Raw genomic sequence first — 15,811 nt, 5'->3', positions numbered from 1 at the left:
AGCGCACTGCCGTCCAGCAGGCGAGATATCCGGACTGTGACCTGTCCCGCACCCGAGTTCCGACTCACGGCTGTAACGATGGGTGGATACAGGACCCTCGGGCGAAACCCGTCCGGAACATGGGTCCGCGGCCGCGCACCCCTGCACGTCGACATCCGGGAGGAAGAGCATGACCGATGAGCGCAAGGACGACTTCGTCCTGCAGTACGGGGACGAAAGCCTGCCGCTGCCGGTGCGCGAAGCCTCCGAGGGCTCCGGCGGCCTCGACATCGCGCCGCTGCTCAAGCAGACCGGCAAGGTCACCCTCGACACCGGTTTCGTGAACACGGCGTCGTGTACGTCGGCGATCACGTACATCGACGGCGACGCCGGCATTCTCCGCTACCGCGGTTACCCGATCGAACAGCTGGCCGAGAAATCGTCGTTCCTCGAGGTCTCGCACCTGCTCATCCACGGTGAGCTGCCGACCGAGGCGGAACTGAGCCGGTTCACCGAGGACGTCAAGGAGCACACGCTCATCCGCGAGGAGATGCGCCGCTTCTTCGACGGTTTCCCGCGCGACGCGCACCCGATGGCCGTGCTGTCCTCGGGCGTCAGCGCGCTCTCGACGTTCTACCAGGACAGCCTCGACCCGTTCGACAAGGACCAGGTCGAGATCTCCACGGTGCGGCTGCTCGCGAAGCTGCCCACGATCGCGGCCCACTCGTACAAGAACTCGATCGGGCACCCGACGCTCTACCCCGACAACTCGCTCTCGTACGTCGAGAACTTCCAGCGGATGACGTTCGGCCTGCCGACGACGCCGTACGAGGTCAACCCGCTGCACTCGCGAGTACTCGACATGCTGCTCGTGCTGCACGCCGACCACGAGCAGAACTGCTCCACCTCGACGGTGCGGCTGGTCGGTTCGAGCCAGGCGAACATGTTCGCGTCGGTGTCGGCCGGCGTGAACGCGCTGTTCGGGCCGCTGCACGGCGGGGCGAACGAGGCCGTGCTGAGCATGCTCAGCAAGATCGACGCCGAGGGCGGTGACGTCGGCTCGTTCGTCAGCGCGGTCAAGGACAAGTCGGCCGGTACCCGCCTGATGGGCTTCGGCCACCGCGTCTACCGCAACTACGACCCGCGGGCGACGATCGTCAAGAAGGCCGCGCGCGAGGTCATCGACGCGATGCCGAACCCGGACCCGATGCTGGACATCGCCCTGCAGCTCGAGGAGATCGCGCTGTCGGACGACTACTTCGTCGAGCGCAAGCTGTACCCGAACGTCGACTTCTACACCGGCCTGATCTACCGGGCGATGGGCTTCCCGCCGCGGATGTTCACGGTGCTGTTCGCCCTCGGCCGGCTGCCGGGCTGGATCGCGCAGTGGCGCGAGATGATCAACGACCCGGCGACCAAGATCGGCCGTCCCCGGCAGGTCTACACCGGCGCGACCGAACGCGACTACGTCGCGCTGTCCGACCGCTGACCAGCGGGGTCCGGTGGGGCGGTGCCCGCCCCACCGGGTCCGGGTCAGGGCTTGAAGAAGTTGACGAGGTTGCCGTCGGGATCGCGGACCAGCAGCGACCGGTTGCCCCACGGCATCGTCGTCGGCGGCATGACCACCTCGACGTCGTCGAGCGTGCCGTGGAGCGCGTCGACGTCGTCGACCAGGAACTCGACGATGACCGAGCGGTTCGCGGCCGGGCTCGCCACCGGCACGGTGCGCTCACCGCCGATCGCGAGCGTCGCGGCGCCGGTCGTGAACGTGGCGAACTCGGGCGTGGCCCAGGTGGCGGTCAGCCCGGTGGTCTTCTCGTAGAAGCCGACGAGGCGGGCGACGTCGGCGGTGATGACACGGATCGAAACGAAGTTCATGCCCGCACGCTAGGAGCAATACCGGACAGGATCCGCCCGGTATCGTCGGCGGTGTGGCCCGGCCGACCGCTCGTGTGCTCTCGCTCCTCGAACTTCTCCAGTCCGGTGGTGTGCGCACGGTCGGTGAGCTGGCCGGACGACTCGGCGTCGACGAGCGGACGGTCCGGCGGTACGTGCAGCACCTGGTCGACCTCGACGTGCCGGTGGAGTCGGTCCGCGGCCGGTACGGCGGCTACCGCCTGGCCCGGGGGCACCGCCTGCCCCCGCTGATGTTCAGCGAGGACGAGGCGCTGGCCGTGCTGCTGAGCCTGGCCACCGCACGCACGGGCGACACCGCCCAGGAGACCGCGCGGGCCAAGCTGCGCCGGGTGCTGCCGGCCCCGCTCGCGCGACGGCTGGCCGCCGTCCTGGACTCGGTGTCGTGGACCGCGCCGGTGGCCGCACCCACGCCGGACAGCGAGATCCTGCTCCCCCTGGCCGCCGCCGTCCGGGACCACCTCCCGGTCCGGCTGGCGTACACCACCGCCGACGGCCGCCGGAGCGAGCGCACGCTCCATCCGCACGCGCTCGTCGTCCACAACGACCACTGGTACGTCACCGGGGCCGCGGACGGCGAGGACCGCGTCCTGCGCCTGGACCGGATCGCGAGCGTGCGTACCGGGCCGGGCACGTTCACCCCGCCGGAGCACCGCGACCCGGCCGAGCACCTGCTCCACCGGCTCGCGACCGTGCCCTACCGCCACCACGTCCGCCTGCGCGTGCACGCCACCCCCGCCCAGGTCCGCCGCCGGCTTCCACCCGGCCTCGCGCTCGTCCACGACCGAGGCGATCACCTCGACGTGGAGCTGCGGGTGGAGAGCCTCGACTGGCTCCCCGCCGTCCTCGCCTCCCTCGACGCCCCGTTCACCGTCGAGCGCCCGGCCGAACTGCGCGACCTCGTCGCCGCCTTCGCCGACCGCCTCCGCGCCTACGCGACCGGCGACACCCCGGCGGCACCCCCCGGTGACGCCGAGTCGCACCGCACCGGCCGCTAGGGCAGGGCGTCGCCCGGTCGCACCAGGCCACTCTGGTAGGCCACCACGACGAGCTGGGCCCGGTCGCGGGCGCCGAGTTTGGTCATCGCGCGGTTCACGTGGGTCTTCGCGGTCAGCGGCGACACCGTGAGGCGGGCGGCGACCTCCTCATTGGACAGACCGTGCGCCACCAGCACGAGCACCTCGCGCTCGCGGTCGGTGAGGTAGCGCAGACCCGGGTGGTCGGTGGCCTCCGGGCGGCGCTGGGCGATGAAACGCGCGACCAGACCCCGGGTGGCGCGCGGGGAGAGCAGCGCCTCGCCGTCCGCGACCACCCGGATCGCCGCGACCAGGTCGTCGGGGTCGACGTTCTTGCCCAGGAACCCGCTGGCCCCGGCCTCCAGCGCGAGCACCACGTTGTCGTCCTCCTCGAACGTCGTGAGGACGAGGACCCGGACGCCGGCCAGCCGGTCGTCCGCGCCGATGCGGCGGGTCGCTTCGATGCCGTCCATCGTCGGCATGCGCAGGTCCATCAGGACGACGTCGGCCATCGCGGAGTAGGCGAGGTCGACCGCGGCCCGGCCGTCCGCCGCCTCACCGACGACCTCGAGACCGGGCTCGGCGTCGATGATCATCCGGAACCCGGCCCGGATCAGCGCCTGGTCGTCGACCAGGAGAACCCGGATCACGCGGTCACCTCCGCGCGGAGCGGGAGCACGGCGTGCACCCGGAAGGAGCCGTCGGCGGTGGGGCCGGTCTCGAGCGTGCCGTGGGCGGCGGTGGCCCGTTCACGCATACCGAGCAGGCCGAACCCCGACCCCGCGGCGGCGGACGGGCGGATCCGGTTCTCCACCGTCACCCGGACCTCCTCGGTACCGAAGTCCACCGACAGCGACGCGGACCCGTCGCCGTAGCGGCGGGCGTTGGTGAGGGCCTCCTGGAGGATCCGGTACGCGGTGATGTCGGTCATCGCCGGCAGCGCGCGGTGCTCTCCGTGCTCGGCGAACGACACCGCGAAGCCCATCGCCCGCAGGTCCTCCAGCAGCGCGGGCAACCGGTCCATCCCGGGCGTCGGCTCGGTGCTCGTCACCTCGTTCGGATCACGCAGCACGCCGACCACCGACTGGATCTCGGTCAGCACCGTGTCCGCGGCCGACCGGATGTGCGTCAGCACCGGCCAGACCTGCTCCGGGTCGCGTCGCAGGACGTGCGTCGCCGCGCCCACCTGCACGGAGATCACCGCGATGTGGTGCGCGACGACGTCGTGGAGCTCCCGGGCGATCCGCAGCCGCTCGTCGATCACCCGCCGCCGCGCTTCCTCCTCGCGGGTGAGCTCGGCCTGCCGCGCACGCTCGGTCACCTCGGCGATGTAGGCCCGCCGCGACCGGACCGAGTCCCCGATCGCCGCTCCCCCGAAGATCCACACCGGCACCGCGAACGAGTTCACACCCCACCACATGTCGAAGTGCAGGATCAGCCCGGGCACGCAGACCGCCGCCGACACCAGGGCCGCGTACCCCCACGGCCGCCGTCCCTCCAGGTCGAGCGCGACCGAGTACATCAGCACGCCCATCCCGAGGGCCAGCGCCGGGAACAGAAACCCGGAGACCACCCCGCCCGCCACGACGAGCGTGACGAACACCAGCACCGGCAACGGGTAGCGGCGGCGCAGCAGGATCGACCCGACGCCGATCACCGCGAGCGGCACGCGCCAGGGCAGCTCGACGGTCTGCTCGGCCTGGAGGCTCAGGAACCCCGTCACCCCCGCCAGCAGCAGGTCGGTGAGCAGGGCCTGGTGCGCGCGGACTCTCGACATCATCGAGATCGACAGTAAACGAGCAGGTCGCGGGCTACCTCGTCCGGTCGTGGTAGCGGCCGGCGGCGTCGGTACCACGACCGTGGTAGTCCCCGGCCTGCAGCGGCACGACGACGCGGGACGCCCACCCGGCGATCGTCGGATCCGTGGCTACTCTCCTGTACCGGCTGGGCCGGTTCTCCTATCGGCGTCGCGGCCGGATGACCGCGGCCTGGGTCGTGTTGGTGGTGCTGTTCGGCGTGGGCGCGGCGACGATGTCGGGCCCCAGCGAGGAAGGCTTCTCGATCCCCGGCACCGAGTCGTCCCGGGCGATGGACGTGATCAGCGCGAAGATGAACACCGGGTCCGGGGACACCGCGTCGGCGAACGTCGTGTTCACCGCAGGCGACCTGGCCGGTGCCGGGCCCCGGACCGCGATCGAGGGCGCGCTCACCGAGCTGCGTGCGCTCCCCGACGTCGCGGCGGTGTCCGACCTCGTCGTCGCCGAGGACCGGCGGACCGCGTACGCGACCGTCGCGTACGACGTCCCGGTCACCGATCTGGCCGACGACGCCCGCGAGCAGTTGATCGACGCCGGTCGTTCCGCGGAGCCGGCCGGGATCGGGGTGGAGTTCTCCGGGTCGGCCGCCCAGGAAGCGGGCGAGACCCCGGCCGGTGAGGTGCTCGGCGTCCTGGTCGCGGCGCTCGTGCTCGTGCTCACGTTCTCCTCGCTCGTCGCGGCCGGGCTGCCGCTGCTCACCGCGTTGATCGGGGTCGGGCTCGGGATGCTCGGCATCCGGATCGCGACCGGGTTCTTCGACCTGAGCGCGACCACGTCGACGCTCGCGCTGATGCTCGGGCTCGCGGTCGGCATCGACTACGCGCTGTTCGTGCTGTCGCGTTACCGGCACGAGCTCCGGCGGGGCCGCAGCGGCGAGGACGCAGCAGGGCACGCGATCGGCACCGCCGGGTCCGCGGTCGTGTTCGCCGGTCTCACGGTCGTCATCGCGCTCGCCGCGCTCTCCGTCGTCGGCATCTCGTTCTTGACGTCGATGGGGCTGGCCGCCGCCGGAACCGTCGCCGTCGCCGTCCTGATCAGCCTGACGCTCCTCCCCGCCCTTCTCGGTTTCGCCGGGAACCGCGTCCTCCCCCGCCGCGCCCGCACCGGGCGGCCGCCGGCCGGACCGGAGGGACGGCGTCCGCTCGGGGAGCGGTGGGCGCGGTCGGTGGTCACCCACCGGGTCGGGGTGGTGCTGGCCGCGACCGGTTTGCTGGTGCTGACCGCGCTGCCGGCGCTCGACCTGCGGCTCGCGCTGCCGGACGAGGGCACGGCCCCGGTCGGCACCACGCAGCGCACGGCATACGACCAGCTCAGCGAGGGCTTCGGGGCCGGCTTCAACGGTCCGCTCGTCGTCCTGGTCGAGGCCGAGCCGGGGCGGGCCGCGGCCGCCGCCGACCAGGCCGGTGCGACCCTGCGCGGCCTCGACGACGTCGTCGCGGTCACCCCGCCCACGGTCAACCCGGCCGGTGACACCGCTCTGCTCACCGTGGTGCCGGGCAGCGGCCCCAGTGCGGCGGAGACGACGGCGCTCGTCGAGACGATCCGCGCCCAGCCCGACCCACCCGGCGCGACGCTTGCGGTGACCGGCCCGACCGCGCTCGGCATCGACGTCTCCGACAAGCTCACCGACGCGCTCGTTCCGTACCTCACGGTCGTCGTGGGCCTGGCGTTCCTCCTGCTCATGCTGGTGTTCCGCAGCCTCGCCGTGCCGCTCAAGGCGACCGTGGGGTTCCTGCTCTCGATCGCGGCGACGTTCGGCGCGACCGTCGCGGTCTTCCAGTGGGGCTGGCTCGCGGGCCTGCTCGGCGTCGACACGACCGCGCCGATCGTCAGCATCATGCCGATCTTCCTGATCGGCATCCTGTTCGGGCTGGCGATGGACTACGAGGTCTTCCTGGTCACCCGGGCCCGCGAGGAGTTCGTGCACGGCGCCACCCCGGACGCCGCCGTGATCAGCGGGGTCAGCCACGGCGCCCGGGTGGTGAGCGCGGCCGCGATCATCATGATCTGCGTCTTCGCCGGGTTCGTGCTCAGCGACGAGCCGATCATCAAGTCGCTGGGCTTCGCGCTCGCGTTCGGCGTCGCCGTGGACGCGTTCGTCGTCCGCATGACGATCGTGCCCGCGGTGCTCTCGCTGCTCGGCCGGGCGGCCTGGTGGCTCCCCCGCCCGCTCGACCGGTGGTTGCCGAACGTCGACGTGGAAGGAGCGCGGCTCACCGTGGCCGAGGAACCGTCACCGGTAGCAGTACGAGTCTGACGAGGCGTCGCCGCCCTGCAGGCGGATCTGGTGCACGCGGCGGCCGCGGAACTCCTCACCCTGGGGGAAGAACGCCGGGTCGACTCGGAGCCCGCCGGCGGGGTCGGCGTCCAGCTTGGCCATCCAGGCGCCCACGCCGTCGGGGAAGAACTGGTCGTCCCAGGCCCCGTAGAGCGAGTTCGTGAAGTACACCCGGCGGCCGTCCCGGCTGACCTCGACCATCTGCGGGCCACCCGCGAGCGGCAGGTCGGGGCGCGCCGGGTGGGGGGTGCGCCCGGCGATGCCGCCGAGGCGCACCGAGCCGGTCTCGACCGGGTGGGCCGGGTCGCTGACGTCGAACTGTTTGAGCTCGCCGGTGCCCCAGCAGGACACGTACAGGAACTTGTCGTCGACCGACAGGTCGATGTCGGTGACCAGCGGCGGAACCGCCGCGAACGGCTGGAGCAGCGGCGGCAGCAGCGCCGGGTCGGCGGGCTCGGCGGGGATCGTGATGACCTTCTCGACCCTCCACTCCGACCCGTCCAGGAACCAGCGCCAGACCGACGCCGAGAGGTCCGCGGTGGAGATCACGACGCCGACGAAGCCCCAGGTGGCCTCGGGGTCGTGCGACGGGCGGACCTCCAGCACCATCTGCTGCTCGGCCCCCAGATCGACGCTCCGGAGGTGCCGCCCCTCGGCGAGGTCCCAGAAGTGCAGCGAGTGCCCGTACTTCCCGCCGAGCAGCAGCTCGGGCACCAGGCCGTCCTCGATCATCGAAGGGCTGCCCCACTCGCTGGACACGAGCACGTTGCGGTTCAGGTGCCACCAGGCGTCGTAGTGGAAGTGCTGCGGGCCGCGGTCGGTCTCCCAGGCGCGGACGACGTCGAACGTGGCGTGGTCGAGCAGCGCGATGCCGCCCGGCCCGTCGGGGTCCTCCGGTGGGCCGCCCAGGCAGGTCAGGAACACCCCGTCGGGGCCGCAGTGCAGCGTGTGCGGACGCGAGTAGCCGGCCTTCGCGGCGAGTTGCCCGGCGTCGATCGTCTTGACCAGCCGGGGGTCACGCGGGTCGGCCTGCACGTCGAACACGTAGATGGTCGACGAGCGCAGGCCGGGCACCAGCAGGTTGCGGCGCGCCAGGCCGGTCATGTCGTGGCCCTCGTGCTTGAGCGCGCTCGAGCACGCGTTCCAGCCGAAGTGGTGCAGCTCGTCGCCGAGGCCGGAGACCTCGCTCCAGCCGACGACCCGGCCGTACTCCGGCGAGGCGGGGTTCACGTCGAGGACGGCGATCGCGTCGTGCTGTTCGGCGGCCCGGTCGAACACCGCGACGTAGGCCAGTTCCTCGGCGGGGGCCGCCGCCGCGTCGGCCGCGCTGCGGTAGAACGTCGGGTCCAGGAATTGCGTCATCGCCACATTCCTCCCAGCCGAGGGTGCGTGCGAGCTTACTCCGCGCGAGCCGTACTGTGAGCGCTGTCACCGGGGCCAGGAGGGTAGTTTGTCGCTGTCGCTTCCCACTCCTGGGCCGAAGGCGCCGGAGTTCGGCGCGGACGCGTTGATCGTCTGCGAAAGCCTGGTCCGCATCTACCAGACCGGACCGGTCGAAGTCCAAGCCCTCCAAGGCCTGGACCTGCTCGTGCACCGCGGCGAAATGGTCGCCGTGGTCGGAGCGTCCGGATCCGGCAAATCCACGCTGCTCTCCATCCTCGCCGGCCTGGACGCCCCCACCGCCGGCCGCGCCCGCGTCGACACCTGGGACCTGCTCGCCATGACCCGCACAGACCGGGTCACCTACCGCCGCCACACCGTCGGGTTCGTCCGGCAGCAGACCGCCTCCAACCTCGTGTCGTATCTGACCGCCCGCCAGATGGTGGACCTGCCGATGACGGCCGCCAGAGTTCCGGCCGCCACCCGCAAGGCCCGCAGCCTCGAACTGCTCGACACGTTGGGTGTCGGCGACTGCGCCGACCGGCGACCGGCGGAACTCTCCGGCGGCCAGCAGCAACGCGTCGCCATCGCCGTCGCACTGGCCAACCGACCCCCCGTGCTCTTCGCCGACGAACCCACCGGCGAACTCGACACCACCACCTCCGCCGAAGTGTTCGCCGCCCTACGCCACGTCAACCACAACCTCGGAGTCACCGTCGTCGTCGTCACCCACGACCCCACCGTCAGCGGACACGTCGAACGCACCATCGCCATCCGCGACGGACGCACCAGCAGCGAAGTCCTGCGCCGCACCGACGGCGACACCCTCACCGCCGAGGAATACGCCGTCATGGACCGCGCCGGACGCATCCAAATCCCCCGCGACTACCGCGACGCCCTCGCGTTGACCCGCCGGGTGCGCCTCGCCCTCGAAACCGACCACGTCACGATCCGGCCCGACGCATGACCCTGCTCACCGTCACCGGCGTGCACCGCCACTTCGGCACCGTCCACGCGCTGAACAACATCACCTTCAGCATCGAACCCGGCACGCTGGTCGCACTGGTCGGCCGCTCCGGCTCCGGGAAAACCACCCTCCTCAACATCGTCGGCGGCCTCGACCGCCCCGACCAGGGCACCGTCACCATCGACGGAACCGACATCACCACCCTCGACGAAAACGGCCTCTCCACCCTACGGCGCGACACCGTCTCCTACATCTTCCAAACCTTCGGGCTCATCCCCGTGCTCACCGCCGCCGAGAACATCAGCGTGCCCCTCCGCCTGACCCGCACCAACCCCCACGACCGCGACAAGCGGGTGGACCTGCTCCTCGACCTCGTCGGCCTGGGCGACCACGCCCGGCAACGACCCGGCGAACTCTCCGGCGGGCAGCAACAACGCGTCGCCATCGCCCGCGCCCTCGCCGCCTCCCCCCGCCTGCTCATCGCCGACGAACCCACCGGCCAGCTCGACGCCGAAACCGGCCTCGCCGTCATGGCCCTCCTCAAAGGAATCGTCCAGACCGAAGGCGTCACCGCCCTCGTCGCCACCCACGACCCCGTCCTGATGGCCCTCGCCGACCACACCCTCCACATCACCGACGGACACCTCACGTCGTGACCGCACTACTCACCCGCCGGGCCCGCGCCCAATGGGCCCTCCTGCTCAGCCTGCTCACCGTCCTCACCCTCGGTGCCACCCTCCTCGGCACCTGCACGCTGCTCACCACCCGCACCTCCGAACGAGCCGTCGAGGTGGCGGCGTCGCGGGCCGACCCGGCCGAGGTCCGGGCGACCGCCTACACCGTGACGATCGCGGCCGCCGACGCCCGGTCGGTCGCGGCCGACGCCCGCACCGTGCTCACCGACGCGATGGCCCCGTTCGCCGCGACGACGACCACGCGCGCGTCCGGCGTGATGCAGCGGATCCCGGCCGCCTCGGACGAGAGCCGCGGCCTGCTCAGCGAGGCCTACCTGTCCGGCGTCGACGACCTCGAGGACGGCGCCACCTTGGTGGCCGGCCGCTGGCCGCGGTCCGGCGCGGGCGAAGCGGTGCTGTTCGACACCACGGCCCGCCTGCTCGGGCTGGAGGTGGGCCGCACCCTCCGGCTCGGTCCGCAGATCGGTCGGCAGGCGGCGCGGCCGGTCGACCTGACCGTCGTCGGGCTGGTCCGCCCGCGGCCAGACGCCGGCTGGGACCGGGACCCGCTCGGCGGCGAGGGCTTCGACCCCTCACCGGCCGACGTGCGCTACGCCCCGCAGGTCAACGCATACGGACCGGTCCTGGTGACGCTCGACGACCTGCTCTCCGGCGGTCCCTCGCTCGACCGGCTGGAGGTCACCGCCCGGCCCGATCTCTCCGCTCCGACCGGCCGTGACCTCGACCGCCTGTCCCGCTCGGTGCTCGGCGTCGACCGCCGTCTCTCCGGCACGGTCGGCGACCGCGTCCAGTACGTGCGCGCCACCTCGCCGATCCCCGACCTGCTCCTCGACGCCCGGCGCCAGCAGCAGCTGGTGGCCGGATCGGTGCTCGCGTTCGCGCTGATCGGGGTGCTGCTCACCGCGATCGCGCTCGCGCTGGCCGGGCGGCTGGCCACCGGCGTACGTGCCGAGGAGGACGCGCTGCTCACCGCGCTCGGGACCGGCCCCGGGCAGCTGGCCGTGCTCGCGGCGATCGAAGCGGTCGTGCTCGCGGCGCTGGCCGCGGTGATCTCGGTCCCGGCGTCGTCGCTGCTGCACGCGGCGCTGACCCACGCGTCGCCGCTCACCGACGCCGGGCTCTCGACCTCGCCGCTCGTCACGTTCGCGCAGGTCGCGGCGGTCGTCGCCGGGGCGCTGGCACTCGCGGTGCTGCACGTCGTGCTGGCGGTGCGGCGCGCACCGGACAGCGGTGACCGGCGCACCCGCCGCGAACTGCTCGCGCGGTCCGGCGCCGACGTGCTGCTCTGCGTGCTCGCGGCGGTCGGCTGGTGGCAGCTGCGGGCACAGTCGGCCGCCGCCGACACCCGGGCCGACGTCGTGCGGGTGCTCGCCCCGGCGTTGGTGCTCGTGGCGTGTGTCGCGGTCGCGCTGCGGCTGCTGCCACCGGCGTTGCGCCGGGCCGAGAGTCTGGCCGCGCGGGCCCGCGGTCTGGTGGTCCCGCTGGCGGCGTTCCAGGCCGCACGCAGGCCCCAGGCGTTCGCCGCGGGGCTGCTGATCGGGCTGGCCTGCGCCGCGGCGACGTTCGGGACGGCCTTCGGGGCCACCTGGACGGCGTCCCAGCACGACCAGGCCGACCTGTCGGTGGGCACCGACCTCGCGGTCGCGCTCACCGGGCCGCCCGCGGCCGGCCAGACGGACCGGGTCCGGTCCGCCACCGGTGGTGTGGTCAGCCCGGTCGCGATCCGCAACGTCGCCGTCGGGCAGTTCCTCGGCGGCCCCGGCGACGCTCCGCGGCTGGTCGCGCTGGACACCCGGCGCGCCGACGCGGTGATCCGGGGACGCACGGGCGGGCAGTGGAGCGGGCTGCGGCCGACGTCGCCGGCCACCGGGCCGCAGCTGCCCGAGGGCGCGACCCTGACCGTCACCGGCACCGCCACCGACGGGCCGATCGTCGTCACTCCCCACCTGGTGCTCGAGGACTCCACCGGGCTCCGGACCGCCTGCGACGGCCCACCGGCACCGCTCGACGGCCGCCCGCACGTGGTGCCCGGCTGCGCGCCGGTCGCCGGCCTGCGCCTGGTGGCGGTGTCGCTTCCGGTCACCGGACTGCCGCAGCGGGGAGCGCTGAGCGCGATCGAGGCCACCGTGCGCCTGTCCGGCGGGGATTTCCCGCCGGCCTGGCGGATGGGGGTGGCGTCGCCGGGCTTCGGGCAGGTGTCCGGCAAGTCGCTCGTCCCGTCGGGCCCCGAGCTCCGCCTGAAGGCGATCGTGAACTTCACCGACCCGCACGAAGCGAGCCGCACGCTCGTCCTCACCGGGTTCCCGGAGCCCGGGCCGCTGCCGCTCGCGATCTCCGAACGGCTCGCGCGCGCGGTGAAGGCGAGCCCCGGTTCGACGCTGAACCTCTCGGTCGGGACGACGCCGGTCGAGGCCGTCGTCACCCGGATCGTGGCGCGGGTGCCGTCCGAGCCCGGGGCCGCGGCCGCGCTGGCCGATGTGGACGCGCTCTCCCGGGTGCTGATCGCGCGCGGGGACGCCGAGCCGCCGGTGACGGCCTGGTGGGTGGGCGGTCCGCGCGCCGGCGCGGAGAACGCCATCGCCAAGCTGCACATCGGTGACGTCACGACGCGGGTGGCCGAGACCGAGCGGCTCTCCAGCGGCCCGCTGCGTGCCTCGCTGCCGGCCGTGCTGCACGTGCTCGTCGCCGCCTCGGTGCTGCTGCTGCTCGGCGGCGTGGTGCTGCACGTGGCCTACGACGTCCAGCTGCGCGCCCTGGAGGTGGCCCGGCTGCGCGGGCTGGGCGTCTCCCGGCGCGACATCCGCTCGACGCTGCTGCTCGAACACGCGGCCGTGCTGCTGCCGGTGCTGGCCGCGGGCGCCCTCGTCGGAGCGGCCACGACCTGGGCGGTGGCGCCGCTGATGATCCGGTCCGACGCCGGGGCGGCGCCGGTGCCCCCGGTGGCCGGGCACTGGCCCTGGCTCGGGATCGGTGGGCTGCTGGCGCTGCTCGTCGTCGGGTCCGGGCTGGCGGTGGCCGCGGTGGTCACCGTCCAGGCGCGGCGCGCCGACGCCGCTCACCTGCGGGTGGCGTCATGAGAAGGCCGTCGCTGACGATGCCCGCGGTGCACTGGCCGAGCGTCCGGGGCCGTGCCCGGGCCGACCGGGGACCGCTCTCGCTGGTCGCGGCCGTCGTGCTGGTCGTGACGCTGCTCGCGGCCGCGCTCCCGCCGCTGATGCGCGCCACCGCCGACGACGCCGCGCGCGACGCGATCCGGCGCGCCGGCCCGGAGGCCGCCGTGCAGGTGGAGGCGCTGTGGGCGGACGACTACGGGCCGAACGGCGGGCGCCTGCGCGACGACGACCTCGCCGACGACGTCAGGAACGTCCAGCGGGTGGCGGTGGACAAGCTCGACCCGGAGCTCCGCCGGACGCTGCGGGCGCCGGTCACCGTCGTCACCAGCGTCTCGCTGCTGGTCACCGACGGCAGCGTGCAGCGGCGCTTCCAGCTCAACTACGTCGAGGACGACCACGGTGGTCCGGCCGTGACCTGGGTCGCCGGTCGCGCACCGGGCAAGACCGAGGACGGCGACGTCGAGACGCCGTACGCCGGGCCGCCGTGGGAGGCCCAGGTAGGCCTGTCCGAGGCCGCCGCCGCGGCGCTGAAGCTGCGCCCCGGTGACCACATCGCGCTCAAGGACGAGCAGCGCAACCCGTACAACGTGCTGGTCAGTGGCGTCTTCAAGCCGGTCGATCCCGGTGATCCGGCGTGGGAACTCGTGCCCTGGGTGCTGCGGCCGACGGCGGGGCTGGACGGCGCGGGCAGCACCCGGCTCGGCGGCCTGCTCTCCCCGGACTCCCTGCCCGACGGCCGCCTCGCGCTGCTCCCCGACCAGCTGCGCCGCACGGTCTACTTCCGGCCCGACCCGGACGAGCTGACCTGGGCCTCGGCGCAGCGTCTCGCCGGTGCCGTCACCGCGCTGAAGGCCGGCTCCGGGTCGTCGGCGCAGACCGACACGACGCTGAAGTTCGACACGCAGCTCGACGGCGTGCTGCGCGACGTGCGCGACCAGGTGACCGCCGCGCAGGCCCAGGCGTCGGTGCTGCTGATCGCGGTGCTGGCCGGAGCGGTGCTGGTGTTGCTGCTCGCGGCGGAACTGCTCGCGCGGCGACGGTCGGCCGCGTTGACCGCGGCCCGCGAGCGTGGCGCCTCGCTGCCCGGCGTCGCGCTGGAGCTCGGGCTCGAGGCGGCGGCGGTGACGCTGCCCGCGGCCGCGCTCGGCCTGCTGCTGTCGCTGGTCCTCGCCGGTGGCGTGGCCGTCCCCGGCGCGCTCGTCGTCGTGCTGGCGGCCCTGCTCGCCGGGCCGGCGTCCGGGACGCTCGTCGCGGCCAGGGCCACCCGCGACCGTCGGGTGCCCGCGAACCGGGCCGCGCGGCGGTGGCAGGAACGCACCCGTCAGCTGCGGAGGGCGGCGGTCGACGTCGCGTTCGTGGCCGCCGCGGCCGGTGCGGTCGTGGCGCTGCGCCAGCGGGGCGTCGAGGGCGGGACGCTGGCCGCGGCCGCGCCCGCGCTCGGTGTGCTCGCGGCGACGATGCTGCTGCTGCGGTTGATGCCGGTCGGTACCGGGCTGGTGCTGCGTCAGTCGCTGCGCTCGCGGCGGCCGCTGGCGGTGTTCGGCGCGGCGCGCGCGGCGGCGACCGCGACCCGTGCGCTGCCGCTGCTGGTACTGGTGACGACGACCGCGCTCGTCACGTTCGCGCTCACGCTCGACGCGACCACGTCCCGGGGCACCGGGGACGGGGCGTGGCGCACGGTCGGCGCCGACGCCCGCCTCGACGTGGCGCCCGAAGCGACCGGGTCGACCGCGCGGATCGCGGCCCGGATCGCCGCCGCGCCCGGCGTCACCGGGGTGGCGACCGCGCAGATCGACGACGGCGTCCGGGTGATCGCCGGGGGTGACCAGACGACGCCGAGCCTCGCGGTGCTCGACGCACCGGCGTTCGCCCGGTTGCTGGCCGGAAACCCGCTGCCGGACGCACCCGACCTGACCCGGCTGCGCGGCACCGGCCGGATCCCGGCGCTGGTGCGCTCGGCCGACGGCAGCCTGCGTCCCGGCATGGCCGTCCAGCTGATCCGGCCGGGGACGACGCCGCTGGAGCTCGAAGCGGTCGGCGAGGCACCGGCGATCAACGGCGAGGAGACCGTCATCGTGCTCGACGCGCGGACGGCCCCGGAGCCGTTCACGCCGAACACGGTGTGGGCGAACGGGCCCGGTGCGGCGCGGGCGATGGACGGCGCCGAGGGACGCGTGCTCACCCGCACCGCCGTCCTCCAGGATCGCCGGACGGCCCCGCTCACCGCCGGGATGGTGCTGCTGGACCGGGCCGCGGCCGCGACGTTGCTGGTGCTCGGCCTGCTCGGCTTCGCGCTGGGCGCCGCGGCGAGCGCGCCGGAGCGATGGGTCACGCTGGCGCGCCTGCGCACGCTCGGCCTGCGTCCCCGCGACACCCACCGGGTGGCGGCGGCGGAGCTGCTGCCACCGGTGCTCGTCGCCGCCGTGTGCGGCCCGGTGCTCGGGCTGCTGCTGGTGGAGCTGACGTTCCGCGCGCTGGCCCTGCGCTCGCTGACCGGCCAGCCCGCGGATCCGCTCACCACGGTGCCGTGGTGGCTGCTGGGCGCTCTCGCCCTCGTCCTGCTGGGCGCGCTGGCGTCCGTCGTGGCCGCCGAGTCCGCGGCCCGCCGCACGCACCGCCTCAGCACGGTCCTGCGCATCGGCGACTGACCCC

Annotated in this window: 11 protein-coding genes; 7 read left to right on the top strand and 4 right to left on the bottom strand. The window is 73.7% G+C overall.

Annotation, left to right across the window (positions count from 1 at the left end; all coding sequences use genetic code 11):
- Positions 1-169 precede the first annotated feature (169 nt).
- Entirely contained in the window at positions 170-1,468 is a 1,299-nt protein-coding gene (locus CRYAR_RS20310; RefSeq protein ID WP_035853043.1) for a citrate synthase, read from the top strand.
- Between the two features lie 44 nt (positions 1,469-1,512).
- Here the strand turns inward: CRYAR_RS20310 and CRYAR_RS20305 are convergent, their stop codons facing one another.
- Positions 1,513-1,857: a VOC family protein gene (locus tag CRYAR_RS20305; protein WP_035853038.1), complete on the bottom strand. Its 345-nt coding sequence runs from the start codon at positions 1,855-1,857 to the stop codon at positions 1,513-1,515.
- 53 nt (positions 1,858-1,910) lie between these two features.
- Here CRYAR_RS20305 and CRYAR_RS20300 point away from each other — a divergent pair, with 53 nt between their 5' ends.
- On the top strand, positions 1,911-2,891 hold the full coding sequence (locus CRYAR_RS20300; protein ID WP_051570708.1) for a helix-turn-helix transcriptional regulator: 981 nt from the start codon (positions 1,911-1,913) through the stop codon (positions 2,889-2,891).
- On the opposite strand, the gene CRYAR_RS20295 is transcribed toward CRYAR_RS20300, so the two are convergent.
- Complete coding sequence (locus CRYAR_RS20295) at positions 2,888-3,559, bottom strand: response regulator (RefSeq protein WP_035853035.1); 672 nt, start codon at positions 3,557-3,559, stop codon at positions 2,888-2,890. The genes CRYAR_RS20300 and CRYAR_RS20295 overlap by 4 nt on opposite strands.
- Positions 3,556-4,689 (bottom strand): histidine kinase, encoded by a 1,134-nt coding sequence (locus CRYAR_RS20290; RefSeq protein WP_051570707.1) that lies wholly within the window; start codon positions 4,687-4,689, stop codon positions 3,556-3,558. Before CRYAR_RS20290 ends, CRYAR_RS20295 begins: the two co-directional genes overlap by 4 nt.
- A gap of 143 nt (positions 4,690-4,832) precedes the next feature.
- Between CRYAR_RS20290 and CRYAR_RS20285 the strand changes: the two genes are divergently transcribed.
- Positions 4,833-6,983 (top strand): MMPL family transporter, encoded by a 2,151-nt coding sequence (locus tag CRYAR_RS20285; protein ID WP_035853032.1) that lies wholly within the window; start codon positions 4,833-4,835, stop codon positions 6,981-6,983.
- Here the strand turns inward: CRYAR_RS20285 and CRYAR_RS20280 are convergent.
- Complete coding sequence (locus CRYAR_RS20280; RefSeq protein ID WP_035853029.1) at positions 6,960-8,366, bottom strand: selenium-binding protein SBP56-related protein; 1,407 nt, start codon at positions 8,364-8,366, stop codon at positions 6,960-6,962. The genes CRYAR_RS20285 and CRYAR_RS20280 overlap by 24 nt on opposite strands.
- A gap of 88 nt (positions 8,367-8,454) precedes the next feature.
- Between CRYAR_RS20280 and CRYAR_RS20275 the strand changes: the two genes are divergently transcribed.
- From CRYAR_RS20275 to CRYAR_RS20260, 4 genes are read left to right on the top strand one after another with little or no spacing between them, the layout of a single operon-like run.
- Positions 8,455-9,351 carry an ABC transporter ATP-binding protein gene (locus CRYAR_RS20275; RefSeq protein ID WP_211247554.1) on the top strand — a complete coding sequence of 299 codons (897 nt, stop codon included), beginning with the start codon at positions 8,455-8,457 and terminating at the stop codon, positions 9,349-9,351.
- On the top strand, positions 9,348-10,007 hold the full coding sequence (locus CRYAR_RS20270; RefSeq protein ID WP_035853027.1) for an ABC transporter ATP-binding protein: 660 nt from the start codon (positions 9,348-9,350) through the stop codon (positions 10,005-10,007). Before CRYAR_RS20275 ends, CRYAR_RS20270 begins: the two co-directional genes overlap by 4 nt.
- Positions 10,004-13,123, top strand: coding sequence for an FtsX-like permease family protein (locus CRYAR_RS20265; protein WP_035853025.1), 3,120 nt, complete (start codon positions 10,004-10,006; stop codon positions 13,121-13,123). Before CRYAR_RS20270 ends, CRYAR_RS20265 begins: the two co-directional genes overlap by 4 nt.
- Positions 13,120-15,807 (top strand): FtsX-like permease family protein, encoded by a 2,688-nt coding sequence (locus tag CRYAR_RS20260; protein ID WP_035853024.1) that lies wholly within the window; start codon positions 13,120-13,122, stop codon positions 15,805-15,807. The genes CRYAR_RS20265 and CRYAR_RS20260 overlap by 4 nt, the downstream gene beginning before the upstream one ends.
- Positions 15,808-15,811: the final 4 nt, after the last annotated feature.

The sequence above is a fragment of the Cryptosporangium arvum DSM 44712 genome (genome assembly GCF_000585375.1).
Lineage (GTDB): Bacteria > Actinomycetota > Actinomycetes > Mycobacteriales > Cryptosporangiaceae > Cryptosporangium > Cryptosporangium arvum.
The sequence above is the reverse complement of the archived record's forward strand: the minus strand, read 5'-3'. Positions and strand labels throughout refer to the sequence as shown.